The 22,600-nt window shown below is 70.3% G+C and carries 22 protein-coding genes; 11 read left to right on the top strand and 11 right to left on the bottom strand.

What is annotated here, in order from left to right:
* Positions 1-147 precede the first annotated feature (147 nt).
* The 6 genes from OG285_RS14520 (at position 148) to OG285_RS14545 (ending at position 5,130) form a co-directional block, all read left to right on the top strand.
* Complete coding sequence (locus OG285_RS14520; RefSeq protein WP_371791158.1) at positions 148-1,980, top strand: phosphatidylglycerol lysyltransferase domain-containing protein; 1,833 nt, start codon at positions 148-150, stop codon at positions 1,978-1,980.
* A 125-nt stretch (positions 1,981-2,105) separates the two neighbouring features.
* A complete protein-coding gene (gene folP / locus OG285_RS14525) occupies positions 2,106-2,966 on the top strand; it encodes a dihydropteroate synthase (protein WP_371791159.1) in 861 nt (286 codons plus the stop codon).
* A complete protein-coding gene (locus tag OG285_RS14530) occupies positions 2,963-3,433 on the top strand; it encodes a nuclear transport factor 2 family protein (protein ID WP_356835528.1) in 471 nt (156 codons plus the stop codon). Before folP ends, OG285_RS14530 begins: the two co-directional genes overlap by 4 nt.
* Before the next feature lie 202 nt (positions 3,434-3,635).
* A complete protein-coding gene (folB, locus tag OG285_RS14535; RefSeq protein WP_164264883.1) occupies positions 3,636-3,995 on the top strand; it encodes a dihydroneopterin aldolase in 360 nt (119 codons plus the stop codon).
* Positions 3,992-4,603 (top strand): 2-amino-4-hydroxy-6-hydroxymethyldihydropteridine diphosphokinase, encoded by a 612-nt coding sequence (folK, locus tag OG285_RS14540; protein ID WP_266854702.1) that lies wholly within the window; start codon positions 3,992-3,994, stop codon positions 4,601-4,603. The genes folB and folK overlap by 4 nt, the downstream gene beginning before the upstream one ends.
* 44 nt (positions 4,604-4,647) lie before the next feature.
* Positions 4,648-5,130, top strand: a complete 483-nt coding sequence (locus tag OG285_RS14545) for a DUF3180 domain-containing protein (protein WP_356835523.1) — start codon at positions 4,648-4,650, stop codon at positions 5,128-5,130.
* Positions 5,131-5,230: 100 nt separating this feature from the next.
* On the opposite strand, the gene folE is transcribed toward OG285_RS14545, so the two are convergent.
* The 6 genes from folE to dacB form a co-directional block, all read right to left on the bottom strand.
* The gene (gene folE / locus OG285_RS14550) at positions 5,231-5,836 is read right to left on the bottom strand and encodes a GTP cyclohydrolase I FolE (protein ID WP_356835521.1); all 606 of its coding nucleotides are present in this window, start codon (positions 5,834-5,836) and stop codon (positions 5,231-5,233) included.
* Positions 5,837-5,947: 111 nt separating this feature from the next.
* Positions 5,948-7,990 carry an ATP-dependent zinc metalloprotease FtsH gene (ftsH, locus tag OG285_RS14555; RefSeq protein WP_356835519.1) on the bottom strand — a complete coding sequence of 681 codons (2,043 nt, stop codon included), beginning with the start codon at positions 7,988-7,990 and terminating at the stop codon, positions 5,948-5,950.
* 219 nt (positions 7,991-8,209) lie between these two features.
* Positions 8,210-8,749 carry a hypoxanthine phosphoribosyltransferase gene (hpt, locus tag OG285_RS14560; RefSeq protein ID WP_328322017.1) on the bottom strand — a complete coding sequence of 180 codons (540 nt, stop codon included), beginning with the start codon at positions 8,747-8,749 and terminating at the stop codon, positions 8,210-8,212.
* Positions 8,750-8,813: 64 nt separating this feature from the next.
* Positions 8,814-9,926 carry a tRNA lysidine(34) synthetase TilS gene (gene tilS, locus OG285_RS14565; RefSeq protein ID WP_356835517.1) on the bottom strand — a complete coding sequence of 371 codons (1,113 nt, stop codon included), beginning with the start codon at positions 9,924-9,926 and terminating at the stop codon, positions 8,814-8,816.
* Positions 9,927-10,098: 172 nt separating this feature from the next.
* Positions 10,099-11,244, bottom strand: coding sequence for a zinc-dependent metalloprotease (locus OG285_RS14570; RefSeq protein ID WP_356835515.1), 1,146 nt, complete (start codon positions 11,242-11,244; stop codon positions 10,099-10,101).
* 123 nt (positions 11,245-11,367) lie between these two features.
* Entirely contained in the window at positions 11,368-12,846 is a 1,479-nt protein-coding gene (dacB, locus tag OG285_RS14575) for a D-alanyl-D-alanine carboxypeptidase/D-alanyl-D-alanine-endopeptidase (RefSeq protein ID WP_371791160.1), read from the bottom strand.
* A 108-nt stretch (positions 12,847-12,954) separates the two neighbouring features.
* On the opposite strand from dacB, the gene OG285_RS14580 reads away from it, so the two are divergent.
* The gene (locus OG285_RS14580; protein WP_356835618.1) at positions 12,955-13,449 is read left to right on the top strand and encodes an inorganic diphosphatase; all 495 of its coding nucleotides are present in this window, start codon (positions 12,955-12,957) and stop codon (positions 13,447-13,449) included.
* A gap of 170 nt (positions 13,450-13,619) precedes the next feature.
* Entirely contained in the window at positions 13,620-15,272 is a 1,653-nt protein-coding gene (locus OG285_RS14585) for a threonine/serine exporter family protein (RefSeq protein WP_356835511.1), read from the top strand.
* A gap of 55 nt (positions 15,273-15,327) precedes the next feature.
* Here the strand turns inward: OG285_RS14585 and OG285_RS14590 are convergent, their stop codons facing one another.
* Complete coding sequence (locus OG285_RS14590; RefSeq protein WP_371791161.1) at positions 15,328-16,020, bottom strand: DedA family protein; 693 nt, start codon at positions 16,018-16,020, stop codon at positions 15,328-15,330.
* Between the two features lie 156 nt (positions 16,021-16,176).
* Between OG285_RS14590 and OG285_RS14595 the strand changes: the two genes are divergently transcribed.
* Together OG285_RS14595 and OG285_RS14600 are read left to right on the top strand one after the other, a co-directional pair.
* Complete coding sequence (locus OG285_RS14595) at positions 16,177-16,542, top strand: YbjQ family protein (RefSeq protein WP_371791162.1); 366 nt, start codon at positions 16,177-16,179, stop codon at positions 16,540-16,542.
* A 197-nt stretch (positions 16,543-16,739) separates the two neighbouring features.
* Positions 16,740-18,161, top strand: coding sequence for a glutamate decarboxylase (locus tag OG285_RS14600; protein WP_371791163.1), 1,422 nt, complete (start codon positions 16,740-16,742; stop codon positions 18,159-18,161).
* Between the two features lie 27 nt (positions 18,162-18,188).
* Here OG285_RS14600 and OG285_RS14605 read toward each other — a convergent pair whose 3' ends face one another.
* From OG285_RS14605 to OG285_RS14615, 3 genes are all read right to left on the bottom strand, one after another.
* Positions 18,189-18,830 carry a PadR family transcriptional regulator gene (locus OG285_RS14605; protein WP_356826027.1) on the bottom strand — a complete coding sequence of 214 codons (642 nt, stop codon included), beginning with the start codon at positions 18,828-18,830 and terminating at the stop codon, positions 18,189-18,191.
* 75 nt (positions 18,831-18,905) lie between these two features.
* Positions 18,906-20,363: an aldehyde dehydrogenase family protein gene (locus OG285_RS14610; RefSeq protein ID WP_371791164.1), complete on the bottom strand. Its 1,458-nt coding sequence runs from the start codon at positions 20,361-20,363 to the stop codon at positions 18,906-18,908.
* 79 nt (positions 20,364-20,442) lie between these two features.
* Positions 20,443-21,336 (bottom strand): helix-turn-helix transcriptional regulator, encoded by an 894-nt coding sequence (locus tag OG285_RS14615; RefSeq protein ID WP_356826031.1) that lies wholly within the window; start codon positions 21,334-21,336, stop codon positions 20,443-20,445.
* A gap of 301 nt (positions 21,337-21,637) precedes the next feature.
* Here OG285_RS14615 and OG285_RS14620 point away from each other — a divergent pair, with 301 nt between their 5' ends.
* Positions 21,638-22,126, top strand: a complete 489-nt coding sequence (locus OG285_RS14620; protein ID WP_356826033.1) for an ATP-binding protein — start codon at positions 21,638-21,640, stop codon at positions 22,124-22,126.
* Between the two features lie 181 nt (positions 22,127-22,307).
* Here OG285_RS14620 and OG285_RS14625 read toward each other — a convergent pair whose 3' ends face one another.
* Complete coding sequence (locus tag OG285_RS14625) at positions 22,308-22,553, bottom strand: DUF397 domain-containing protein (RefSeq protein ID WP_371791165.1); 246 nt, start codon at positions 22,551-22,553, stop codon at positions 22,308-22,310.
* Positions 22,554-22,600: the final 47 nt, after the last annotated feature.

Genomic DNA, 22,600 nt, shown 5'->3' on the forward strand with positions numbered 1-22,600 from the left:
AAGCCGAGCTTTCTGCGGAGAGATTTTCCGGGTGACGGATGAACCCGCCCCCCGTAATTGCCGTCCTAGAGGACACAAAATGTCCGGATGCTGCGCCGGTTTCGGCGATCGGCGGACACAGAACCTCTTGTGGAGCCGTGGGAAGCGATGTCTGTGCCGGTAGATGGGGAAAAGTCGGTAATGGTTCCGAAGAGTGTCCGGCGGATCTTCCGGGGCCCCCGCCCCGAGTCCGTCCCCTCCCTGGTCGGGACGGCCTGCACCGTCGTCGGCCTGCTCGACATCGCCGGCGGGGCCTTCCCCCGGTTCCGGCACAGCCGGATGCATACGGTCGCCGAGGTGCTGCCAGGCGCGCTCGGACCGTTCACCGCGGCTCTCGCGCTCTGTGTGGGGGTGCTCCTGCTGCTCCTGGCCCATGGCCTCAAACGCCGTAAACGCAGGGCCTGGCGGGCCGCCGTCGTCCTGCTTCCCATCGGCGCCGTGGCGCAGTTCGGCTACCGGCACTCGATCGTCGGGGTGCTGATCTCGCTGGTGCTGCTGACCCTGGTCGTACGCCACCGCACCGAGTTCGAGGCGCTGCCCGACCCGCGCAGCCGGTGGAAGGCGCTCGCCAACTTCGTGCTGCTCGGCGCGGGATCGCTGGGCCTCGGCCTGGTCATCGTCAGCGTCCACCCCGGCCGGGTCGTCGGCAGCCCCAGCATCGCCGACCGCCTCCAGCACGTGCTGTTCGGGCTCTTCGGCTTCGAGGGCCCGGTCGAGTACCAGGGCAGCACCTCCTGGACCGTGGCCTACTCGCTCGGTTCCCTGGGGCTGCTCACCGCCGTCACCACCATCTATCTGGCCTTCCGGCCCGAACACCCGGCGGCGCGCCTCACCGACGAGGACGAGAAGCAGCTGCGGGCCCTGCTGGTGAAACACGGCGGGCGCGACTCGCTCGGCCACTTCGCGCTCCGCCGCGACAAGGGCGTCGTCTTCTCGCCGAGCGGCAAGGCGGCCGTCTGCTACCGGGTCGTGTCCGGGGTGATGCTCGCCAGCGGTGACCCCATCGGTGACGTCGAGGCGTGGCCCGGTGCGATCGAACGCTTCATGGACGAGGCCAAGCTGCACTCCTGGACCCCGGCGGTCATGGGGTGCAGCGAGACCGGCGGTGAGGTCTGGACCCGGGAGACCGGCCTCGACGCGCTGGAACTCGGGGACGAGGCGGTGGTGGACGTCGTGGATTTCTCCCTCGCCGGACGGGCGATGCGCAACGTACGCCAGATGGTGAAGCGCATCGAGCGCGGTGGCTACGTGACGCGGGTCCGGCGCGTCCGTGACGTGGGCGACGCCGAGCTGGAGCGGATCAGAGCGGCCGCGGCGGCCTGGCGCGGTACGGACACCGAGCGCGGCTTCTCGATGGCGCTCGGCCGGATCGGCGACCCGGGTGACGGGGACTGCGTCATCGCCACCGCCCACAAGGCCGAAGGACCCGAGTCCCCGTTCGGCGACCTGAAGGCGATCATCCACTTCGTCCCGTGGGGCAAGGACGGCATGTCGCTGGAGCTGATGCGCCGCGACCGCGCCGCCGACCCCGGCATGAACGAGCTGCTGATCGTGGCCGCGCTGGAGGCGTCCCCCGGGCTCGGCGTCGAGCGGGTCTCCCTCAACTTCGCGATGTTCCGCTCGGCGCTGGCCCGCGGCGAGAAGATCGGTGCGGGTCCGGTCCTGCGGGGCTGGCGGGGGCTGCTGGTCTTCCTCTCCCGCTGGTTCCAGATCGAGTCGCTGTACAAGTTCAACGCGAAGTTCCAGCCACGCTGGGAACCGCGCTTCGTGGTCTTCCGCAACACCGGCGACCTGCCGCGCATCGGCTTCGCGGCCATGCAGGCCGAGGGCTTCGTCAATCTGGGCCTGCCGTGGCCGTTCTCTCGGCCCGAGCGGAGGGCGGAGCGCCCGTGCAGCCACCTCAAGGGCGCGAGCAGCGAGAGCGGGGCACGGGCGGCGTAACGCGCCCCCGGGTACCGGCGGCGGCCCGGGGCCCCCTTCCCCGCCCTGCCGGATGCCGCTGCCCCCGCGCGGCATCCGGCCTCCGGGCCCGGCCTGCGGCGAAAAAAAGGCTCTAGGCTGGGGGTATGAGTACGTTGCACGGGCGGGGCCGGGTGGCAGGGCTGCCGGAATGGGACCGCTGCGCGGTCATGGGCGTCGTCAACGTCACGCCCGACTCCTTCTCCGACGGCGGTCGCTGGTTCGACACCAACGCGGCCGTGAAGCACGGCCTCGACCTGGTGGCGCAGGGCGCCGACCTGGTCGACGTGGGCGGTGAGTCCACCCGCCCCGGCGCCAGCCGTGTCGACGCCGACGAGGAGCTGCGCCGGGTCGTACCGGTCGTCCGGGGGCTGGTCTCCGAAGGCGTCACCGTCTCCGTCGACACCATGCGCGCCACCGTCGCCGAGCAGTCGGTCGAGGCCGGTGCCGTCCTGGTCAACGACGTCAGCGGCGGACTCGCCGACCCCGCCATGGTCCCGGTGGTCGCCGCCGCCGGGGTCCCGTTCGTGGTGATGCACTGGCGCGGGTTCAGCGAGTCGATGGCCGGACGCGCGGTCTACGGGGACGTGGTCGCCGAGGTCGTCGCCGAGCTGCGCGCCCGGGTGGACGCGGCGGTCGCCGGAGGGATCGCGCCCGGGCGGATCGTCGTCGACCCCGGCCTCGGCTTCGCCAAGGACGCCGAGCACGACCTGGCGCTCGTGGCCCATCTGCCGGAGCTGCGCGCGCTCGGCCACCCGCTGCTGGTCGCCGCCTCCCGCAAACGTTTCCTCGGCCGGGTACTGGCCCGCGAGGGCGCCACCCCGCCGCCCGCCCGCGAGCGGGACGCCGCCACCGCCGCCGTGTCCGCGCTCGCCGCTCACGCGGGAGCCTGGGCCGTCCGGGTCCACGAGGTACGGGCCACGGCCGACGCGGTCCGGGTGGCCCGCGCCGTCGAGGGCGCCGCATGACGGCGGCCACCGACGTGGAAGAGGTCGAGCTCGCCAACACGGCCTTCTACGAGACGATGGAGCGGGGCGACTTCGATGTGCTGTCCACGCTCTGGCTGGACGACGAGATCTCCTGCGTCCACCCCGGCTGGCCGGTGCTCACCGGGCGCGGTGACGTCCTCAGGTCGTACGCGCTGATCATGGCGAACACCGAGTACATCCAGTTCTTCCTGACCGATGTGGTGGTCAACATCGCCGACGACACCGCCCTGGTCACCTGCACCGAGAACATCCTCAGCGGGGGCCCCGCCGAGGAGGCCGGTGAGCTGGGCCCGCTGGTCGGGCAGCTCGTGGTCGCCACCAACACGTTCCGCAGGACGCCCGACGGCTGGAAGCTCTGGTCCCACCACGGTTCGCCGGTGCTCGCCGAGACGGGCGAGGGCGAAGGCGGCGAAGGTGCGGCCGAGGGCGACGAGGCACCCGCCTGAGTGAGTCGTCCCCATCCCGTACCGTCCACAGGGTTCATTTCGGTGGCCACGGGTAGGGGCGAGTATCACCCGCCAAGAACCATGACGACGGCCCCCGTGACCGGGTGCTGTCGGTAGCCGCAGGTAGATTCGGATGTGTGTGGGCCACGCCGACCGCATTCGGCGCCGGCCCGCCTACCGACGAACAGCAGGAGTGATTCGCGTGGATCGTGTCGCGCTGCGCGGCCTCAAGGCCCGTGGGAACCATGGCGTCTTCCCGAGGGAACGCGCGGAGGGCCAGACCTTCATCGTGGATCTGGTGCTCGGCCTCGACACCCGCCCGGCGGCGGCCGACGACGACCTGACGAAGACCGTGCACTACGGCGTGGTCGCGGAGGAGGTCGTCGACGTCGTCCGGGGCGAACCGGTCGATCTGATCGAGACCCTGGCGGAGCGGATCGCCCAGCAGTGCCTCAAGCACGAAGGCGTCGAGGAGGTCGAGGTGGTCGTGCACAAGCCGGATGCCCCGATCACCGTCCCCTTCGACGACGTGACCATCACCATCATCCGGAGCCGAGTATGACCGTGTATCCCAGCGAGCCGCAGAGCGACCCGACCGTACAGCCGGTACCGGCCTCCGTGGTCGCCCAGGTCGACGCGGCCGACGTGACGCTGTCCAATCCGAAACGGGCCGTGATCTCCCTCGGCGCCAACCTCGGCAACCGCCTGGAGACTCTCCAGGGCGCCATCGACGCCCTGGAGGACACCCCCGGCCTGCGGGTCAAGGCCGTCTCCCCGGTGTACGAGACGGAGCCCTGGGGCGTCGACCCCGGCTCGCAGCCCTCGTACTTCAACGCGGTGGTCGTCGTGAAGACGACGCTGCCCCCCGACTCTCTCCTCGAACGCGGCCAGGCCATCGAGGAGGCCTTCGACCGGGTGCGCGACGAGCGCTGGGGCCCGCGCACCATCGACGTGGACATCCTGTCGTACGCGGACGTCGTCTCCGACGACCCGGTGCTGACACTCCCGCACCCCCGCGCGCACCAGCGGGCCTTCGTCCTGGTGCCGTGGCACGACGTGGACCCGGCGGCCGAGGTGCCGGGCCGCGGCCCGGTCGCCGAGCTGCTGGCCGCGGTCGGCAGCGAAGGTGTGCTGCCCCGCGCCGATCTGGAACTCTGCCTGCCCGAGTAGCCGTTAGGCTCTAAGGAAGAGCGCCGAGTGAAGAGCAGGGTCACGTGAAGCAACTACGGCTCGGTGTACTGGCCGGCCTGTTCGTCGTCGCCGGAGTGCTCTCCTGGGCGGGCGCCCGGCTCTGGAACGCGGTGGGCACCCTGCCGAGCGTGCCGCTCGCCGCACCCATCGTGCTGGCCGCCATCGCGGTCGTGCTGCTCGCCACGGCGCTCTCGCTCCGTGCCCGGCTGCGGGCCCAGCGGGAGCGTCGCCCCGGCGCGAAGGGCGTGGACCCGCTGATGGCGGCCCGCGCGGTGGTCTTCGCGCAGGCCAGTGCGCTGGTGGCGGCGCTGGTCTGCGGGATGTACGGCGGCACCGGCGTGTATCTGCTCAGCCACCTCGACGACCCGGCCCGCCGGGACCAGGCGATCTATGCGGGCTTCTCGCTGGTGGCGGGGGTCGCGGTGGTCGCGGCCGCGTTCTTCCTGGAGCGGGTGTGCAAGCTCCCGGACGACGAGGACCACAACGGCCAGGGAGCGTCCGTCTGAGGGACGCCCCTGCCGGGCTGTCCGGTTGACGCACCCGCGCAGCCGGGCCGGGATCCCGCGCTCCGGCGGGACCCCGTGAACCACTCGGCCGGGCGCCGGCTCAGCGCGCCATGATCAGGCTCATGGCCTCGGCCCGGGTCGCCGGGTCGCGCAGCTGGCCGCGGACCGCCGACGTGATCGTCTTGGCCCCCGGCTTCCGGACACCGCGCATCGTCATGCACATGTGCTCGCACTCGATGACCACGATCACCCCGCGCGGCTCCAGTATCTTCATCAGCGACTCCGCCACCTGCGTGGTCAGCCGCTCCTGGACCTGGGGGCGCCGGGCGAAGACGTCGACGAGCCGGGCGAGTTTCGACAGGCCGGTGATCTTCCCGTCGGAGGACGGGATGTAGCCGACGTGGGCGACCCCGGTGAACGGCACCAGGTGGTGCTCACAGTGGCTCTGCACCTCGATGTCCTTGACCAGGACCATCTCGTCGTGGCCGAGGTCGAACGTCGTCGTCAGCACGTCCTCGGGCTTCTGCCGCAGACCGGCGAAGATCTCCCTGTACGCGCGGGCCACCCGGGCCGGCGTCTCCAGCAGCCCTTCGCGGTCCGGGTCCTCCCCCACGGCGATGAGCAGCTCCCGTACGGCATTCTCGGCCCGCTTCTCGTCGAACTCGCGGATCTGGCTCGCGCCGTCCAGCGTTATCGGGTCGGTCATCTGTTCCTCGCTCCTCAAAGAAAATGCCGCGTCCCCCAGGCTAGAACCTGGGGGACGCGGCATGCATTCCGGGGCTGCCGGCACGGAAGGGCTCCCGGGCCGGCTCTCGGGTCAGCTCTCCGGCCGGTCCTCGGGAACGGCTTCGATGCCGCCGCCCTCCGGGGGGGTCGTGCCATTGGTGCCCGCGGTGACCGCACCGACGGCGCCGTTGGTGAGCGCCAGCTCCCTCGGGGAGAGCACCGGCGGGCGCGTCGAAGGCGTACGCCGGTTGGAGCCGGTCCACGCCGGACGGGCCGGACGCTTCACAATGCCGGAGAAGACCTCGGCGATCTGCTCCTTGTTCAGCGTCTCCTTCTCGAGGAGCTGGAGGACCAGGTTGTCGAGAACGTCGCGGTTCTCGACGAGGATCTCCCAGGCCTCGTTGTGCGCGGTCTCGATGAGCTTCTTGACCTCTTCGTCGACCAGCGCCGCGACCTCTTCCGAGTAGTCGCGCTGATGACCCATCTCCCGGCCGACGAACGGCTCGGTGTTGTCGCCACCGAACTTGATCGCGCCCAGGCGCTCGGTCATGCCGTACTGCGTGACCATCGCGCGAGCGGTGGCCGTGGCCTTCTCGATGTCGTTCGCCGCGCCCGTGGTCGGGTCGTGGAAAACGAGCTCCTCGGCCGCGCGCCCGCCCAGCATGTACGCCAGCTGGTCGAGCATCTCGTTGCGCGTGGTCGAGTACTTGTCCTCGTCGGGCAGGACCATCGTGTAGCCGAGAGCACGGCCTCTGGAGAGGATCGTGATCTTGTGGACCGGGTCCGAGTTGGGAGAAGCCGCCGCGACCAGGGCGTGTCCGCCCTCGTGGTACGCGGTGATCTTCTTCTCCTTGTCGGACATGATCCGGGTCCGCTTCTGCGGGCCCGCCACGACACGGTCGATCGCCTCGTCCAGCGCGTCGTTGTCCACGAGCTTGTGGTTGCCGCGCGCCGTGAGGAGCGCCGCTTCGTTCAGCACGTTGGCCAGGTCGGCACCGGTGAAGCCCGGCGTACGACGGGCGACAGCACCCAGATCGACGTCCGGGGCGACCGGCTTGCCCTTCTGGTGAACCTTGAGGATCGCCAGCCGGCCCAGCATGTCCGGACGGTCGACCGCGATCTGCCGGTCGAAACGGCCGGGACGCAGCAGCGCCGGGTCCAGGATGTCCGGACGGTTCGTGGCGGCGATCAGGATGACCCCGCCCTTCACGTCGAAGCCGTCCATCTCGACGAGCAGCTGGTTCAGCGTCTGCTCGCGCTCGTCGTGGCCACCGCCGAGGCCCGCACCGCGGTGCCGGCCGACAGCGTCGATCTCGTCGACGAAGACGATCGCCGGAGCGTTCGCCTTGGCCTGCTCGAAGAGGTCACGCACTCGGGAGGCACCGACACCGACGAACATCTCGACGAAGTCGGAACCGGAGATCGAGTAGAACGGAACACCCGCTTCGCCCGCGACGGCGCGCGCGAGCAGCGTCTTGCCCGTTCCGGGCGGCCCGTACAGCAGGACGCCCTTGGGGATCTTGGCGCCGACGGCCTGGAACTTCGCCGGCTCCTGCAGGAACTCCTTGATCTCATGGAGCTCTTCGACAGCCTCGTCGGACCCCGCCACATCGGAGAAGGTCGTCTTGGGGGTGTCCTTGGTGATCAGCTTGGCCTTTGACTTGCCGAACTGCATGACCTTGGAGCCGCCGCCCTGCATCTGATTCATCAGAAACAGGAAGACAACGACGATGAGTACGAAGGGCAGCAGCGAGAGCAGGATCCCGACGAAGGGGTTCTGCTTCGACGGCGAGACCGTGTAGCCCTTCGCGATGTCGCCGCTGTCGACCTTGCTCTGCAGCTTGGCGGCGAGGGCAGTGCCCTGTGCGTCGCCGATGTAGTTCGCCTGGAACTTGCCGCCCGACTCGCCGCCCAGCTTCTGGCCGTTCTTCAGCTCGATCTTGATGACGTTCTCGTCACCAGTCGTGACCTTGGCCTGCTCGACCTGGTTCTTGTCGATCGCCTGGACGACCTTGGAGGTGTCCACTGACTTGTAGCCGCCCGACGAGCCGACGACCTGCATCAACACGACCACGGCGAGGACGGCCAGCACGATCCACATGACCGGCCCACGGAAGTATCGCTTCACGTCCATCCATACGGGGCGGAACTACGCCCCGTCCCTCCTGCCCGTAGGTAAATGCTGCTGTGAGTAAAGAGTGTTCTTCGGACGGTACCCCAGCATTGCCGCCCGCGACCTCACGGGAGTGCCGACGAACCTGCCTTCCCCTGCTCCAACGGCGGGAAATAGGTGAGGGTTCCCGTTCGGCTCACGGCTGAATGCCGGTCCCGCCCGGCAGAGCCGGACGGGGTGTCAGCCGCCGTACACGTGCGGAGCCAGTGTGCCGACAAAGGGGAGATTGCGGTACTTCTCCGCGTAGTCGAGTCCGTATCCGACGACGAACTCATTCGGAATATCGAACCCGGCCCACTTCACATCGAGTGAGACCTTTGCCGCATCCGGCTTACGGAGCAGCGTGCAGACCTCCAGCGAGGCGGGCTCGCGGGATCCGAGGTTCGACAGCAGCCAGGAGAGAGTCAGACCCGAGTCGATGATGTCCTCGACGATCAGGACGTGCTTGCCCTTGATGTCGGTGTCCAGGTCCTTGAGGATCCGGACGACACCCGAGGACTGGGTGCCCGCGCCGTAGGACGACACCGCCATCCAGTCCATCGTGACCGACGAGGACAGCGCACGGGCCAGGTCGGCCATCACCATCACGGCGCCCTTGAGAACACCGACGAGCAGCAGATCCTTGCCCGCGTACTCCGCGTCGATCTTCGCGGCCAGCTCTGCGAGCTTGGCGTCGATCTCTTCCTTGGTGATGAGCACCGACGCGAGGTCGGTGCCCATGTCTTTCTCGTTCACCCGGGCCACTTTCAGTTGCTTGTGCTTCGGCTTGCGGCGCAGCTCTGCGTCAGCCTTGCCGGATAACCAGTCTGCCACCCTGCCGCTGAGCCTCGACCCGGCCGGGGAGGTTGATGGCACCCTGCCCGCGCCAGCCGGTGATCAGCCGGTCGATCTCCTCGATGTGGCGGGCGAAGAGGGAACCGGCGGGCGAGCCCGCGGCGATGGCGGAGCGGCGCAGCACACGGCTGCGGACGGCGGGCGGCAGGGCGTAGAGCTTGGCGCACTCCAGCTGCCCGGCCTCGTCCCTGGACGCCTCCTCGGCGTTCGCGGCCCAGGCGTCCAGCGCGTCGGCGTCGTCGCGGGAGAGGCGGGCCGTGCGGGCCAGGGCCTCGACGACGCCTTTGCCGAGCGACTTCTCCAGGGCGGGCAGCCCTTCGTGGCGCAGCCGGGAGCGGGTGTACGAGGGGTCCGCGTTGTGCGGGTCGTCCCAGACCGGGAGGTGCTGGACGAGACAGGCCTTGCGGGCCGTCTGGCGGTCGAGCTGGAGGAAGGGCCTGCGGTACCGGCCGGCCGCCCCCGAGACGGCCGCCATACCGGACAGGGAGCGGATGCCGGAGCCGCGGGCGAGGCCGAGGAGGACGGTCTCCGCCTGGTCGTCCCGGGTGTGGCCGAGGAGGACGGCCGTGGCGCCGCGGCGCTCCGCCACGGCGTCGAGCGCGGCGTACCGGGCGTCCCTGGCCGCGGCCTCGGGTCCACCGTCCCTGCCGACCGTCACGGCCACGGAGTCCACGGGGCCGAGGCCGAGGCCGGTGAGCCGGGCGACGACTTCGGCGGCGCGGGAGTCCGAGCCGTCCTGCAGACCGTGGTCGATGGTGACGCCGCCTGCGCGGATGTCGAGTTTGCGGGCCTCGAAGGCCAGGGCCGAGGCGAGCGCCATGGAGTCGGCGCCACCGGAGCACGCGACCAGCACCAGTGGCCGGTGCTGCTCGGACGGGGTGCCTCCGGGGTGCGCACCCGGGGAGTGCGGAGCCGCCGGGTGTCCGGGCCGTTCGCCGGTGGCTCCGCCCTCCCCGGGTGCGGGGGCCGGGGTTCCGTCGATGGCCGTCTGTTCGTTGAGTACGTCGTGGAGTACGCGGCGGACCGCCAGGCGTATCGCTGCGACCGCAGGATGGGGACCCATATCCGGTGCCCTTCGGTGGAGTTGGGGGGGGTGCCTCGGGGGGACGGCTACGTCACACAGAGTGCATAGATGGTGACAGAACCGGGCCGATACCCGAGCATCGCACGCCAACTCCTCGCCCACGGTCCCTCGGATGGGTGATTACGACGGCGTACTTCTGCCGTGGGCCGGGTCAGAGCGCCGTGTCGCCCTTACCGTGCACCCGCGCGATCCAGTCCGCCGGTTTGGCGATCTCCGCCTTGGTGGGCAGCGTGTTCGGGGAGGTCCAGACGCGGTTGAAGCCGTCCATGCCGACCTCCTCGACCACGGCCCGCACGAAGCGCTCGCCGTCGCGGTACTGGCGGAGCTTGGCGTCCAGGCCGAGCAGCTTGCGAAGTGCCTGGTCGAGGCGGCCCGCACCCTGTGCCCTGCGCTTCTGGAACTTCTCGCGGATGTCGTTGACCGACGGCACCACCTGCGGCCCGACGCCGTCCATGACGAAGTCCGCGTGTCCTTCGAGGAGCGACATCACCGCGGTGAGCCGGCCCAGGATCTCGCGCTGGGCGGGGGTCTGCACCAGTTCCACCAGCGAACTGCCGCCGTCGCCGTCCTCACCGTCGCCGTCGGCCGGCCGGTTTCCCGCGAACGACTGGGCGGCCTCGCGCAGCCGCTCCAGGACGGTCATCGGGTCGACTTCGGTCTCCTCCAGGAACGACTGGATTTCGCCCTCCAGATGGTCGCGCAGCCAGGGCACAGCGGTGAACTGGGTGCGGTGGGTCTCCTCGTGCAGACAGACCCAGAGCCGGAAGTCGTGCGGGTCGACCTCCAGTTCCCGCTCCACGTGGACGATGTTCGGCGCGACGAGGAGCAGCCGGCCGCCGCTGCCGGACGCCGCGGGCAGGTCACGTCCCGCGGGGGCGAACGTCTCGTACTGCCCGAGCACCCGCGAGGAGAGGAACGACAGCAGCATGCCCAGCTCGACGCCGGTGACCTTGCCGCCCACCGCGCCGAGCACGGCCCCGCCCGGCGAACTGCCGCGCCGGTCCTGCATCTTCCCCAGCAGCGGCTTGAGGACTTCGCGGAACCCGGCGACGTTGGCCTTGACCCACCCCGCCCGGTCCACCACGAGGACCGGGGTGTCCTCCAGGTCCGTGCCCTCGGGAATCATCCGGGTGAAGGCACGGACATGTTCCTCGGCGGACTTGGCGTGCCTGCGCAGCTCCGCCACCACCGCCCGGGCCTCGTCCCTGCTGACGTCCGGACCCTGCTTCGCGAAGCGGGTCGCAGTCGCCGTGGCGAGGTTCCAGTCGACCATCTCGGGACCACCGATGCGCGTCATGCGTCAACCGTACGTTCTCGGATCGGCGGACGGTGAGGTGTTGCACCGGCTGCTCCCGGCTGACGGGCGGTTCCGGGCGGCGCCCCTGCGAGCGGGCGGGCTGCCGGGCCCCCGCGAAAGGTGTCAGCCCGCGCAGCCGCAGGACGCCACGGCCGTGCCCAGCCGGTCGAGCGCCGACTGGGCAGCTGTCGGGGACACGGTGTCGGACGCCATGAACGCGAAGGCCAGCAGCCTGCCCCGGGCGTCCACCACCGTCCCGGCCAGGGTGTTCACCCCGGTCAGGGTGCCCGTCTTGGCGTGGATCAGACCGCCCGCGCCGGACGGGTCGGTGTAGCGCCCGTCGAGCGTGCCGGTGAATCCGGCGATCGGCAGTCCGGTGAGGATCGGGCGCAGCTCGGGGTGGGCCGGGTCGCCCGCCCGGGTGAGGAGGGTGGCGAGCAGGGTGGGCGAGACCTTGTCCTGCCGGTTCAGCCCGCTGCCGTCCGCGAAGCGGGCCCCGTCCAGCGGCAGGCCGAGCTTCTTCAACTGGGCCCGGACCGCCCGGCCCGCGCCCGCGAAGCTCGCGGGTTCGTGCGCGGCGAGCGCGGTCTGCCGGGCGACGGCCTCCGCGATGTCGTTGTCGCTGTTGGTCAGTGCCCGCTCGACCAGCGCCGAGAGCGGCGCGGAGTACGTCCTGGCCACCGGCTTCGCGTCCGCGGGGGACTTCCCGGGTGCCGGCGCGCCCGTGCTGTGCACGGACCGGTCGGCCAGCATCGAGGCGAACGTACGGGCGGTGTCGCCCGCCGGGTCACCGGTGCGCGGGGCCGGTCCGTGGTCCCCTTCCTCCGCCGAAGCTTCGGAATCAGATCCTCCGGAGCCGCCGCCCAGCCGCCCCTCGTCCGTCATGAGGGCGCTGACCGGGGCGATGTTGTCGTTGGGGCCGATGGGGTGCAGCACGGGTCCCGAGTAGAGCGAGGTGTCGTACGCGATACGGACGGAGCTGACGCCCCGGTCGCGCTCCACCTTGACCGTGGCGTCGGCGAGCGCGCGCAGGCCGTCCCGGTCCAGGGTCGGGTCGCCGCCGCCCCTGAGGGTCAGCCGCTTCCCGTCCGGGGTCGCGGTGACGGTGGTGGCGATGCGGTGGTCGGGCCCGAGCGCGGAGAGCCCGGCGGCCATCGTCGCGAGCTTCACCGTGGAGGCGGGGGTCAGGGGCCGGTCGGCCTCCGATCCGTACAGCGTTCGGCCGGTGGCCGCGTCGATCACCACTCCGCCCGCGGTGCGGCCGAGCGCCGGGTCGTCCATCAGGTGGCCGAGCGTCTTCCCGAGTCCCGTGCCGGTCGGTACGGCGCTGCTGCCGCCGAGTGCGGCCAGTACGCCGGGCGCGCTGGGCGCGGGCGCCGGGCCGGCGGAGTGCGCGGCGCTCCCGTGATCTGCGCCACCTGTCCGGTCCCTGGCGGCGGCCCAGTCCCGCTCGGCCTTACGCTGGCCTGAGTCCCAGGGTCCGGACGCCGCGATCAGCCCGGCCGCGAGCGCGAGACCGATCACGGCGGAGCCCGCCGAGAGTTGCCATGTCGTCACCTTCGGCACCGGCACCTCGGAGCAGCCCCTTTCGCGATCACACATCGTCGTGGGGGACACTTAACCACTGCGTTTGCCGTGCGCGCGGCACCCGGCCGGTCCGGCAGGACGCAGTACCACCCGAAGTTCGTGTTGATCATGGAGGAGCCACCCGTGGAGTTCGACGTCACCATCGAGATTCCGAAGGGTTCGCGGAACAAGTACGAGGTGGACCACGAGACCGGCCGGATCCGTCTGGACCGTCGCCTCTTCACCTCGACCAGCTACCCCGCGGACTACGGATTCGTCGAGAACACCCTCGGCGAGGACGGCGACCCGCTGGACGCCCTCGTCCTGCTGGACGAGCCGACCTTCCCCGGCTGTGTCATCAAGTGCCGCACGATCGGCATGTTCCGGATGACCGACGAGGCGGGCGGCGACGACAAGCTGCTCTGCGTCCCGGCCTCCGACCCCCGGGTGGAGCACCTGCGCGACATCCACCACGTGTCGGAGTTCGACCGCCTGGAGATCCAGCACTTCTTCGAGGTCTACAAGGACCTGGAGCCCGGCAAGTCCGTCGAGGGCGCCGACTGGGTCGGCCGTGCCGACGCCGAGGCCGAGGTCGAGAACTCGTACAAGCGCCTCCAGGCGCAGGGCGGGTCGCACTGAGCGAGAACTGAGCGGTGCGGTCCGCTGGACCGCCCGCCGCGACTGCTCCTGCGGGCGGTGCGTCCCTGCCGGGCGCACCGCCCGCAATGCGTCCGGAGGCGGCACAGCCGGTATCCGTGCGCATACTGGGCAGGCGCTGATCAAGTACGGGCGAGGCGGGAGCGGAGCGAGTGGCTGAGACGGACGGTCCCGAGGACCGCAAGCCGCAGTCGGACGAGGTACGGAGCGCGTTCGTACCGCCGACGGGCACGGGGACCCCGGCCCCCGAGGACTCCTCCACCACGTCGGAGTTCGCCGTGCCGCACGGACTCGCCTCGGAGACGCCCGCCGAACCCGAGGGTTCCGCCTTCACCACCCCGCAGACGTACAGCGCCCAGAACTCGCCGCCCGCCTTCACCCCGGCCCATGGCTTCCCCATGATCAAGCTGGCCAAGGAGGCGCCCTGGCAGGACCGGATGCGCACCATGCTGCGGATGCCGGTCCACGAGCGGCCGGCGCTGGAACCGGCGCAGAAGCAGGACGACGAGTCGGGTCCCGCCGTACCTCGCGTGCTCGACCTGACGCTCCGTATCGGCGAGCTGCTGCTCGCGGGCGGCGAGGGCGCCGAGGACGTGGAGGCGGCGATGTTCGCCGTCACCCAGGCGTACGGGCTCGAACGCTGCGAGCCGACCGTCACCTTCACCCTGCTGTCGATCTCGCACCAGCCGTCACTGGTGGACGACCCGGTGACCGCGAGCCGTACCGTACGCCGCCGGGGCACCGACTACACCCGTCTGGCGGCCGTCTACCACCTCATCGACGACATCACGTCCGAGGACGTCGACGTCTCGCTGGAGGAGGCGTACCGCGGCCTCGCCGGGATCCGCCGTAACCGGCACCCCTATCCGGGCTGGGCGCTGACGACCGCGAACGGGCTGCTCGCCGGGGCGGCATCCGTGCTCGTCGGCGGTGGCGCGCTGGTCTTCATCGCGGCGATGGTGGGCGCGATGCTGGGCGACCGGCTGGCCTGGTACCTCGCCGGGCGCGGGCTGCCGGAGTTCTACCAGTTCTCGGTGGCCGCGATGCCACCCGCCGCGGTGGGGGTGGCGCTCACCCTCGCGCACGTGCCCGATCTGCGGGCCTCAGCGGTGATCACCGGTGGGCTCTTCGCCCTGCTGCCGGGACGGGCGCTGGTCGCGGGCGTCCAGGACGGTCTGACCGGCTACTACATCACCGCGTCCGCGCGGCTGCTCGAAGTCGTCTACTTCTTCATCTCGATCGTGATCGGTGTGCTGATCGTGATCTGGCTGGGGCTTCAGTTCGGCGCCAACCAGCTCGACGCGGAGGCGGCGCTGACGAGCGTCAACAGGCCCGTCATCCAGATCCTCGCCGCGATGCTGCTGACCTTCGCGTTCGCGATCCTGCTCCAGCAGGACCGCTCGACGGTGCTGATGGTGACGCTGAACGGCGGGGTGGCCTGGATCGTCTACGGGGCGCTGCACTACGCGGGAAACATCTCACCGGTGCCGTCCACCGCCGTCGCGGCCGGACTCGTGGGCCTGTTCGGGCAGTTGTTCTCGCGCTACCGGTACGCCTCGGCGCTGCCGTACGTCACGGCGGCGATCGGGCCGCTGCTGCCCGGTTCGGCCACGTACTTCGGGATGCTGTACATCGCGCACAGCGACGTGAACAAGGGGCTGGCCTCGCTGACCAAGGCCGCCGCGCTGGCACTGGCCATCGCGGTCGGGGTGAACCTCGGGGGCGAGATCTCCCGGCTCTTCATGCGGGCGCCCGGCGTGGTCGGCGGCCAGCGCCGGGCGGCGAAGCGGACGCGCGGGTTCTGAGAGGCGGACGCGCGGGTCCTGGGGGTCTTCGGCTCTCTGTGCTCTTCCGGCCCGCCTACCGCTTGGCGTGCCGGCGGCGCCGGGGTCCCTGGCCCTCCGGGGCGTCGGGGGTCTGTGCACCCTCCCGGCCGGCCCTGCCGCGCGAGCGCAGGTACTCGATCGCGATCGGCACCACCGACACCAGCACGATCGCTACGAGGATCAGCTCGATGTGCGCGTTGACGAACGCGATCTTGCCGAGGCCCGCACCGAGCAGGGTCACGCCCACGCCCCAGAGCGTGCCGCCGATGACGTTGAAGATCACGAACGAGCGGTAGTTCATCCGGCTCACGCCCGCGATGATCGGCGTGAACGTCCGCACGATGGGCACGAAGCGGGCCAGCACCAGCGACTTCGGGCCGTACTTCTCGAAGAAGTCGTGTGCCTTCTCGACGTTCTCCTGCTTGAAGAGCTTGGAGTCCGGGCGCCGGAAGAGCGAGGGCCCGACCTTGCGGCCGAACAGATAGCCGACCTGGTCACCCGCGACGGCGGCCACGGCGACCAGCACGCAGAGCAGCCAGAGCGGTGTGCCGAGCTTGCCGGTGGTGACGAGCAGACCGCTGGTGAACAGCAGCGAGTCGCCCGGCAGGAAGAAGCCGATCAGCAGCCCGGACTCGGCGAAGACGATCACCAGCAGACCGGCCACCCCGAAGGTGCTGATCAGATAGTCCGGGTCCATCCAGCTCGGTCCGAGCGCGAGAGTAGTCACGGGTTCCGGGCTCCTGGGGTCAGTCGGCATGGGTGCCATGCGGGTAATGGCTGGCCAAAGTTATCAACGCCCGCGCGGGGTTCCTGGTTCCATCGCCTCCGCTCGGGTGCGATATACGAATTTTCGGGCAAGGTGATCACCAGGAGGTGGTGCCGGATGAGCATCGAGGATTACGGCGGCGGCCAGTCGCCCCAGGCCGATGTCCTGGTCGTCACGACGAACGACGTCCCCGGGTACGCGGTCCAGCAGGTGATCGGCGAGGTGTTCGGCCTCACAGTCCGCTCCCGCCATCTGGGCAGCCAGATCGGCGCCGGTCTGAAGTCGATGATCGGCGGCGAGCTCAAGGGGCTGACCAAGACCCTGGTGGAGACCCGCAACCAGGCGATGGAGCGGCTGATCGAGCAGGCCCGCGCGCGGGGGGCCAACGGTGTGCTGGCGATGCGGTTCGACGTCACCGAGGCGGCCGACATCGGTACCGAGGTGTGCGCGTACGGCACGGCGGTCGTGATCGCCAAGCTGTGACGGAGGGGCGGTACGGGTCCGGGCGCCCGGACCCGTACCGCCCCTCCCCGTACCGTCCCCCTCCCTCGCTCCCTCGCCCCTACGGACACGGCTCGGCGAGCCGCCCGCACCATTTGTCCGTATCGTCGCGACAGGACCGTCGCCGCGGGAGAGCACGGCCGGCGGCCACACGGCGAGAGGGAAGGCGAACGCGAACCATGCCACTGCACCGAGGCGCGAACGGGTCCGACGACTCCGGGAAACAGTCCACCATCGCCGTCAACCCGTTCTTCGGCGAGGCGAACCCCGTCGGTGGCATGGACACGGCCCCGCCCAAGCACCGGCTCCCGGACAGCGCGATGCCGCCGATGAGCGCGTACCAGCTGGTCCACGACGAGCTGATGCTGGACGGCAACTCCCGGCTCAATCTGGCCACGTTCGTCACGACGTGGATGGAGCCGCAGGCGGGGGTGCTCCTCGCGGAGTGCCGTGACAAGAACATGATCGACAAGGACGAGTACCCGCGCACCGCCGAGCTGGAGCGGCGCTGCGTGGCGATGCTCGCGGACCTGTGGAACGCGCCGGACCCCTCGACCGCCGTGGGCTGCTCGACGACCGGTTCCAGCGAGGCGTGCATGCTCGCGGGCATGGCGTTCAAGCGGCGCTGGGCGAAGCGGAACGCGGACCGCTATCCGGCCACCGCGCGGCCGAACCTCGTCATGGGGGTCAACGTCCAGGTCTGCTGGGAGAAGTTCTGCAACTTCTGGGAGGTCGAGGCGCGGCAGGTCCCCATGGAGGGGGACCGCTACCACCTGGATCCGCAGGCCGCCGCGGACCTCTGCGACGAGAACACCATCGGGGTGGTGGCCGTGCTCGGCTCCACCTTCGACGGGTCGTACGAGCCGGTCGCCGAGCTCTGCGCGGCCCTGGACGCCCTCCAGGAGCGCACCGGTCTGGACATCCCCGTCCATGTCGACGGGGCGTCGGGCGCGATGGTCGCCCCCTTCCTCGACGAGGAGCTGGTCTGGGACTTCCGGCTGCCCCGGGTCTCGTCCATCAACACGTCGGGCCACAAGTACGGCCTGGTCTACCCGGGCGTCGGCTGGGCGCTGTGGCGCTCCGCCGAGGAACTGCCCGAGGAACTGGTCTTCCGGGTCAACTACCTGGGCGGCGACATGCCGACCTTCGCCCTCAACTTCTCCCGGCCCGGCGCACAGGTGGTGGCGCAGTACTACACGTTCCTGCGGCTGGGCAAGGAGGGGTACCGCGCCGTCCAGCAGGCAACACGGGACGTGGCACAGGGACTTGCCGGCCGGATCGAGGCGCTGGGCGACTTCCGGCTGCTCACCCGGGGCAATGAGCTGCCGGTCTTCGCCTTCACGACCGCGCGGGACATCACGAGCTTCGACGTGTTCGACGTGTCGCGGCGGCTGCGCGAGCGGGGCTGGCTGGTGCCCGCGTACACCTTCCCCGAGAACCGGCAGGACCTGTCGGTGCTGCGGGTGGTCTGCCGCAACGGGTTCTCCGAGGACCTGTCCGATCTGCTGATGGACGACCTGCGGTCGCTGCTGCCCGAACTGCGGCGGCAGTCGGGGCCGTTGGAGCGGAGCAAGGCGGAGGCCACGGCGTTCCACCACTGAACCGCGCGCCGCAGCGGGCCGCATCCGTCAGGTGTCGTCCCCCGGGTGCGGTTCGCCGCTCGCGTACGGGTTCTCCTGCCCCTCGGCGAGGACGCCCGTGAACGGCTCGCCCTCGCCCGCGAAGACGTACGCGCCGCCCTCGATGCGCGCGATCAGCCCCCGCGTCCACTCGGCCCCGCCGTCCGCCGTGTGGACCCAGAGGTTCATGATCTCCCCGATGTGGCCGAGCTGCTGCGGGCCGTCCTCGGGGATGTAGTGCTCGGTGACCGAGGCCCGCCAGGCCTCCATCGCCTGCACGCGCCGCTTCAGCAGCTCGACGGCCTCGGCCCGCTCCAGGTCGACGATGCAGCCGAGCGCGGCCGACAGGACGTCCGTCTTCTGGTCGTACGTGACCAGCGCCTCGCGGAGCAGCCTGAGGTACTCCTCCCGGCCCGCCGCCGTCATCTCGTACTCGGTACGGGGCGGGCCGCCCGCGGTGCTCGGGGCGGTCTCGTGAGCCAGCAGCATGCCCTGCTTCGCCAGCTGCTTCAGGGCGTGGTAGATCGACCCCGGCTTGGCGTTGGACCACTCGTGGGCGCCCCAGTACTCCAGGTCGTTGCGGACCTGGTAGCCGTGGGCGCGCCCGTGCTGACGGACCGCTCCGAGGACGAGCAGACGGATCGCTGACATGGGAGCCAGCCTAGAGGGGCTGTCCCGCAGGGCGTGTCCTCGCGGGACGGCCCCGCCCGGTCAGCGGCCGGAACCTCAGAACGGGAAGCCGCTGCGGCCGTGCTGGATCGAGATCCACTGCTGAGTGGTGAACACGTCGACCATGGAATCGCCGTTCAGCCGCCCGAGCCCGGAGCGCTTCTCGCCGCCGAAGGGGACGATCGGCTCGTCGTGCACGGTTCCGTCGTTGATGTGGATCATTCCGGTACGCACCCGCCGGGCGAGGCGGACACCGCGCTCCACGTCCCCGGTGTGCACCGCGCCGCTCAGGCCGTACGGGGTGTCGTTGGCGATACGGACCGCCTCGTCCTCCCCGTCGAACGGGACGAGCAGTGCCACCGGGCCGAAGATCTCCTGCTGGAGCAGCGGCGAGTCGGGGGCCAGACCGGTCAGGACCGAAGGGGCGACCAGGCTGCCCTCGGTCCGCCCGTGCACCAGGGCCGTCGCCCCGGCGGCCACCGCCTGCTCCACGACCGAGGTCACGGCCTCGGCCTGGGAGGCGTTGATGAGCGGGCCGATGTGGGTGGCCGGGTCGGCCGGGTCGCCGGTCCTGAGCGTCCTGACCTTGGCGACGAACTTCTCGGTGAACTCCTGCTCCACACCGCGGTCCACCAGGATGCGGTTGGCGGCCATACAGACCTGGCCCTGGTGCACGTACCGGCTGAAGACCGCCGCGTCGACGGCGTAGTCGATGTCGGCGTCGTCCAGCACGATCAGCGCGCTGTTGCCGCCGAGTTCCAGGACGGAGTGCTTGAAGTGCGCCGCGCAGACCGTGGCGACGTGCTGGCCGACCTTGTCGGAGCCGGTGAAGGAGATGACCTTGGGCACCGGGTGGGTGAGCAGCGCGTCGCCGATCTCGGCGATGTCGGTGACCACCACGTTCAGCAGGCCGCCGGGCAGTCCCGCCTCCTCGAAGACCTTCGCCACCAGGGTGCCGCCGCAGACCGGGGTGTTCTGGTGCGGCTTGAGGACCACGGCGTTGCCGAGCGCCAGCGCCGGGGCGACCGACTTCATGGAGAGCAGGAAGGGGAAGTTGAACGGGCTGATGACACCCACGACGCCGACCGGGACCCGGTAGACGCGGTTCTCCTTGCCGTCGGCCGGCGAGGCGATGATGCGGCCCTCGGGGCGCAGCGCCAGCTGGACGGCCTCGCGCAGGAATTCCTTGGTGAGGTGGAGCTCGAAGGCCGCCTTCACCCGGGTGCCGCCCAGTTCGGCGACGATGGCCTCGGCTATGTCCTCCTCGCGCTCCTCGATGATGCGCAGCGCGCGCTCGAAGACCCCGCGGCGGGTGTAGGGGTTCGTCCCGGCCCAGGCCTCCTGGGCACGTTCGGCGGCGCGGTAGGCCTGGTCGACCTCGGCGGCCGTGGCCACCGTGACCGAGGCGAGCTTCGTCCCGTCGTACGGGTTGAAGTCGATGATGTCCCAGGAACCGCTGCCGGGCTTCCACTCACCGTCTATGTACTGAAGAGCCAGCTCGCTGAAGAAGGACATGGAATCCCTAACTGCCGCTGCCGCGCGCGCAGATGCTCATGACGCCAAAGGCCTGATGGCATCTCATCGTACGTGCGTTTCAGGTGGTGCGGAGGATGTCCCTGATGATGGAGCGGGTGTCTTCCGGCGGCGGGCTGTCCTGCTGCAGCTGGCCCATCGCCCTTTCGTACTGGGCGACTTCCTCCCTCTTGTCGAGGTAGAGGGAGCCGGTCAGCTGCTCCAGGTAGACGAGGTCCGACAGGTCGGACTCGGGGAACCGCAGCATCGCGAACGATCCGCTCTCGCCGGCGTGGCCGCCGAAGCTGAACGGCATCACCTGGAGCGTGACGTTCTGCATCTCGGAGATCTCGATGAGGTGCTCCAACTGGCCCCGCATCACGTCCCGTTTGCCGTACGGTCGGCGCAGGGCGGACTCGTCGAGCACGGCGTGGAACTGCGGAGCGTGCTCGGCGACCAGCACCTTCTGGCGCTCCAGCCGCAGGGCGACCCGGCGGTCGATGTCGGATGCCGACGCGTCGGGGTTGCCCCGGGTGACGACCGCGTGGGCGTACGCCTCCGTCTGCAACAGGCCGTGCACGAACTGCACTTCGTACGCGCGGATCAGCGATGCGGCGCCTTCGAGGCCGATGTACGTCTGGAACCAGCCCGGCAGCACATCGCCGTAACTGTGCCACCAGCCCGCGAGGTTGGCCTCCTTGGCGAGGCCGAGCAGCGCCTCGCGCTCGGTCGGGTCGAGCACTCCGTAGAGCGTGAGCAGATCCTCGACGTCCCTGGACTTGAAGCTCACCCGTCCCAACTCCATGCGGCTGATCTTGGATTCCGAGGCCCGGATCGAGTATCCGGCGGCCTCCCGGGTGATCCCGAGTGAATCGCGCAGCCGTCTGAGCTGTGAGCCCAGGAGGATGCGCCGCACGACGGACCCACCTCCGGTGCTCAGCGTCTGGGAAGACCCCCAGGACTCGCCTGCTGACACTTTCCAACCCTCCCCGGTCGTGATGTGGGGCGCAGTCTGCCACTAAAACCTGTCTCCCTGTACTCGATCTGTACTCGATCGATTACAGAAAGAGCAAAGCCCGGCACGTGGCCGGCAGGAGAGCGCAAGAAGAGAGCAAGAAGAAATGCATCAGAACCGGCACGGGGTTGCTCAAGTCCGGCGCGTGCACGTGCATCTGCCCTTGCATCTGCTGTGCGCATTCGGAACCATGGGCCCCGCGCACCTGCGTTCTCGTACCACCGCACGCTGGCTACGGCCGCGAAACCGGGGAGTGCCTCGCATGGGGACGAATGGATCGACCATGCTCGAGCCGTTAAGGCAGGGGCTTCCTCCCATCGACCCCTCGGCCGTGTCCAGTTCGGCCTCCTGCGCACTGCCGCCGAAGTTCGAAGCGGTGCGGGGCGCACGGCACTTCACCAAGTCCACGCTCACGTCGTGGGGGCTCTGCGAGCGGTTCGACGATGTGGCGCTGGTCGTCTCGGAACTCGTCACCAACGCCCTGCGCCACGCCCTGCCGACCGACGCCCCGCGCGACGAGGACGCCCCGGTGCGGCTGCACCTGATGCGGTGGACCTCCCGCCTGGTGTGCGCGGTGCGCGACCCGAGCGACGGCGCCCCGGCCGCGCGCCCGACGGACGACTTCGCGGCCGAGTCGGGGCGGGGCCTCTTCCTGGTCGACTCCTTCGCCGACAGCTGGGGCTGGCACCCGCTGGCGGGAACACTGCGCGGCAAGGTGGTCTGGGCGCTGTTCCGGTTGCAGGGGGACTAGGGAGCGCCGGCGGCCACGAAGCCGACCCGGAGCGTGCGGGCGGCGCGGACCCCCGCACCCCGGGGCGCGCACGCCTGCCTGGACGTTCTCACGGGAGACATACGGGGACGGGCCGCCTCCCCTTCGGCCCGCCGGCCGGCCATGGCGCTCCTGGGCGCCACGCCCTCAAGTACGCCGCCGATCAGACCTGTTCGGCGCCCAGATGGTCGAACTCCCCCGCCTTCGCGCCGTGCAGCATCGCCGCGATCTCGGCCCGGGTGTAGACGAGAGCGGGCCCGTCGGGGTGGCGTGAGTTGCGTACCGCGACGTCCCCGCCGGGGAGCCTGGCGAACTCCACGCAGGATCCCTGCGAGTTGCTCAGCTCGCTCTTCTGCCAGGTGACTCCGGGAAGCTCTGTTGCCGCCATGCCGTTGTACGCGTGGTGCACAGGTCACTCCCGGGTAGTGCAGATAGTGCAGAAGTACGCAGCACAGG

This window comes from Streptomyces sp. NBC_01471, assembly GCF_041438865.1.
In the GTDB taxonomy this organism is placed as follows: domain Bacteria; phylum Actinomycetota; class Actinomycetes; order Streptomycetales; family Streptomycetaceae; genus Streptomyces.

Coding starts and splice junctions, on each gene's coding strand:
- OG285_RS14595 (WP_371791162.1), top strand. CDS start 16,177: ATGAGCATCGAGGATTACGGCGGCGGCCAGTCGCCCCAGGCCGATGTC.
- OG285_RS14530 (WP_356835528.1), top strand. CDS start 2,963: ATGACGGCGGCCACCGACGTGGAAGAGGTCGAGCTCGCCAACACGGCC.
- folE (WP_356835521.1), bottom strand. CDS start 5,836: ATGACCGACCCGATAACGCTGGACGGCGCGAGCCAGATCCGCGAGTTC.
- OG285_RS14600 (WP_371791163.1), top strand. CDS start 16,740: ATGCCACTGCACCGAGGCGCGAACGGGTCCGACGACTCCGGGAAACAG.
- OG285_RS14620 (WP_356826033.1), top strand. CDS start 21,638: ATGGGGACGAATGGATCGACCATGCTCGAGCCGTTAAGGCAGGGGCTT.
- OG285_RS14570 (WP_356835515.1), bottom strand. CDS start 11,244: ATGACGCGCATCGGTGGTCCCGAGATGGTCGACTGGAACCTCGCCACG.
- hpt (WP_328322017.1), bottom strand. CDS start 8,749: ATGGGCACCGACCTCGCGTCGGTGCTCATCACCAAGGAAGAGATCGAC.
- dacB (WP_371791160.1), bottom strand. CDS start 12,846: ATGTGTGATCGCGAAAGGGGCTGCTCCGAGGTGCCGGTGCCGAAGGTG.
- OG285_RS14605 (WP_356826027.1), bottom strand. CDS start 18,830: ATGTCAGCGATCCGTCTGCTCGTCCTCGGAGCGGTCCGTCAGCACGGG.
- OG285_RS14520 (WP_371791158.1), top strand. CDS start 148: ATGTCTGTGCCGGTAGATGGGGAAAAGTCGGTAATGGTTCCGAAGAGT.
- OG285_RS14610 (WP_371791164.1), bottom strand. CDS start 20,363: ATGTCCTTCTTCAGCGAGCTGGCTCTTCAGTACATAGACGGTGAGTGG.
- ftsH (WP_356835519.1), bottom strand. CDS start 7,990: ATGGACGTGAAGCGATACTTCCGTGGGCCGGTCATGTGGATCGTGCTG.
- tilS (WP_356835517.1), bottom strand. CDS start 9,926: ATGGGTCCCCATCCTGCGGTCGCAGCGATACGCCTGGCGGTCCGCCGC.
- folK (WP_266854702.1), top strand. CDS start 3,992: ATGACCGTGTATCCCAGCGAGCCGCAGAGCGACCCGACCGTACAGCCG.
- folP (WP_371791159.1), top strand. CDS start 2,106: ATGAGTACGTTGCACGGGCGGGGCCGGGTGGCAGGGCTGCCGGAATGG.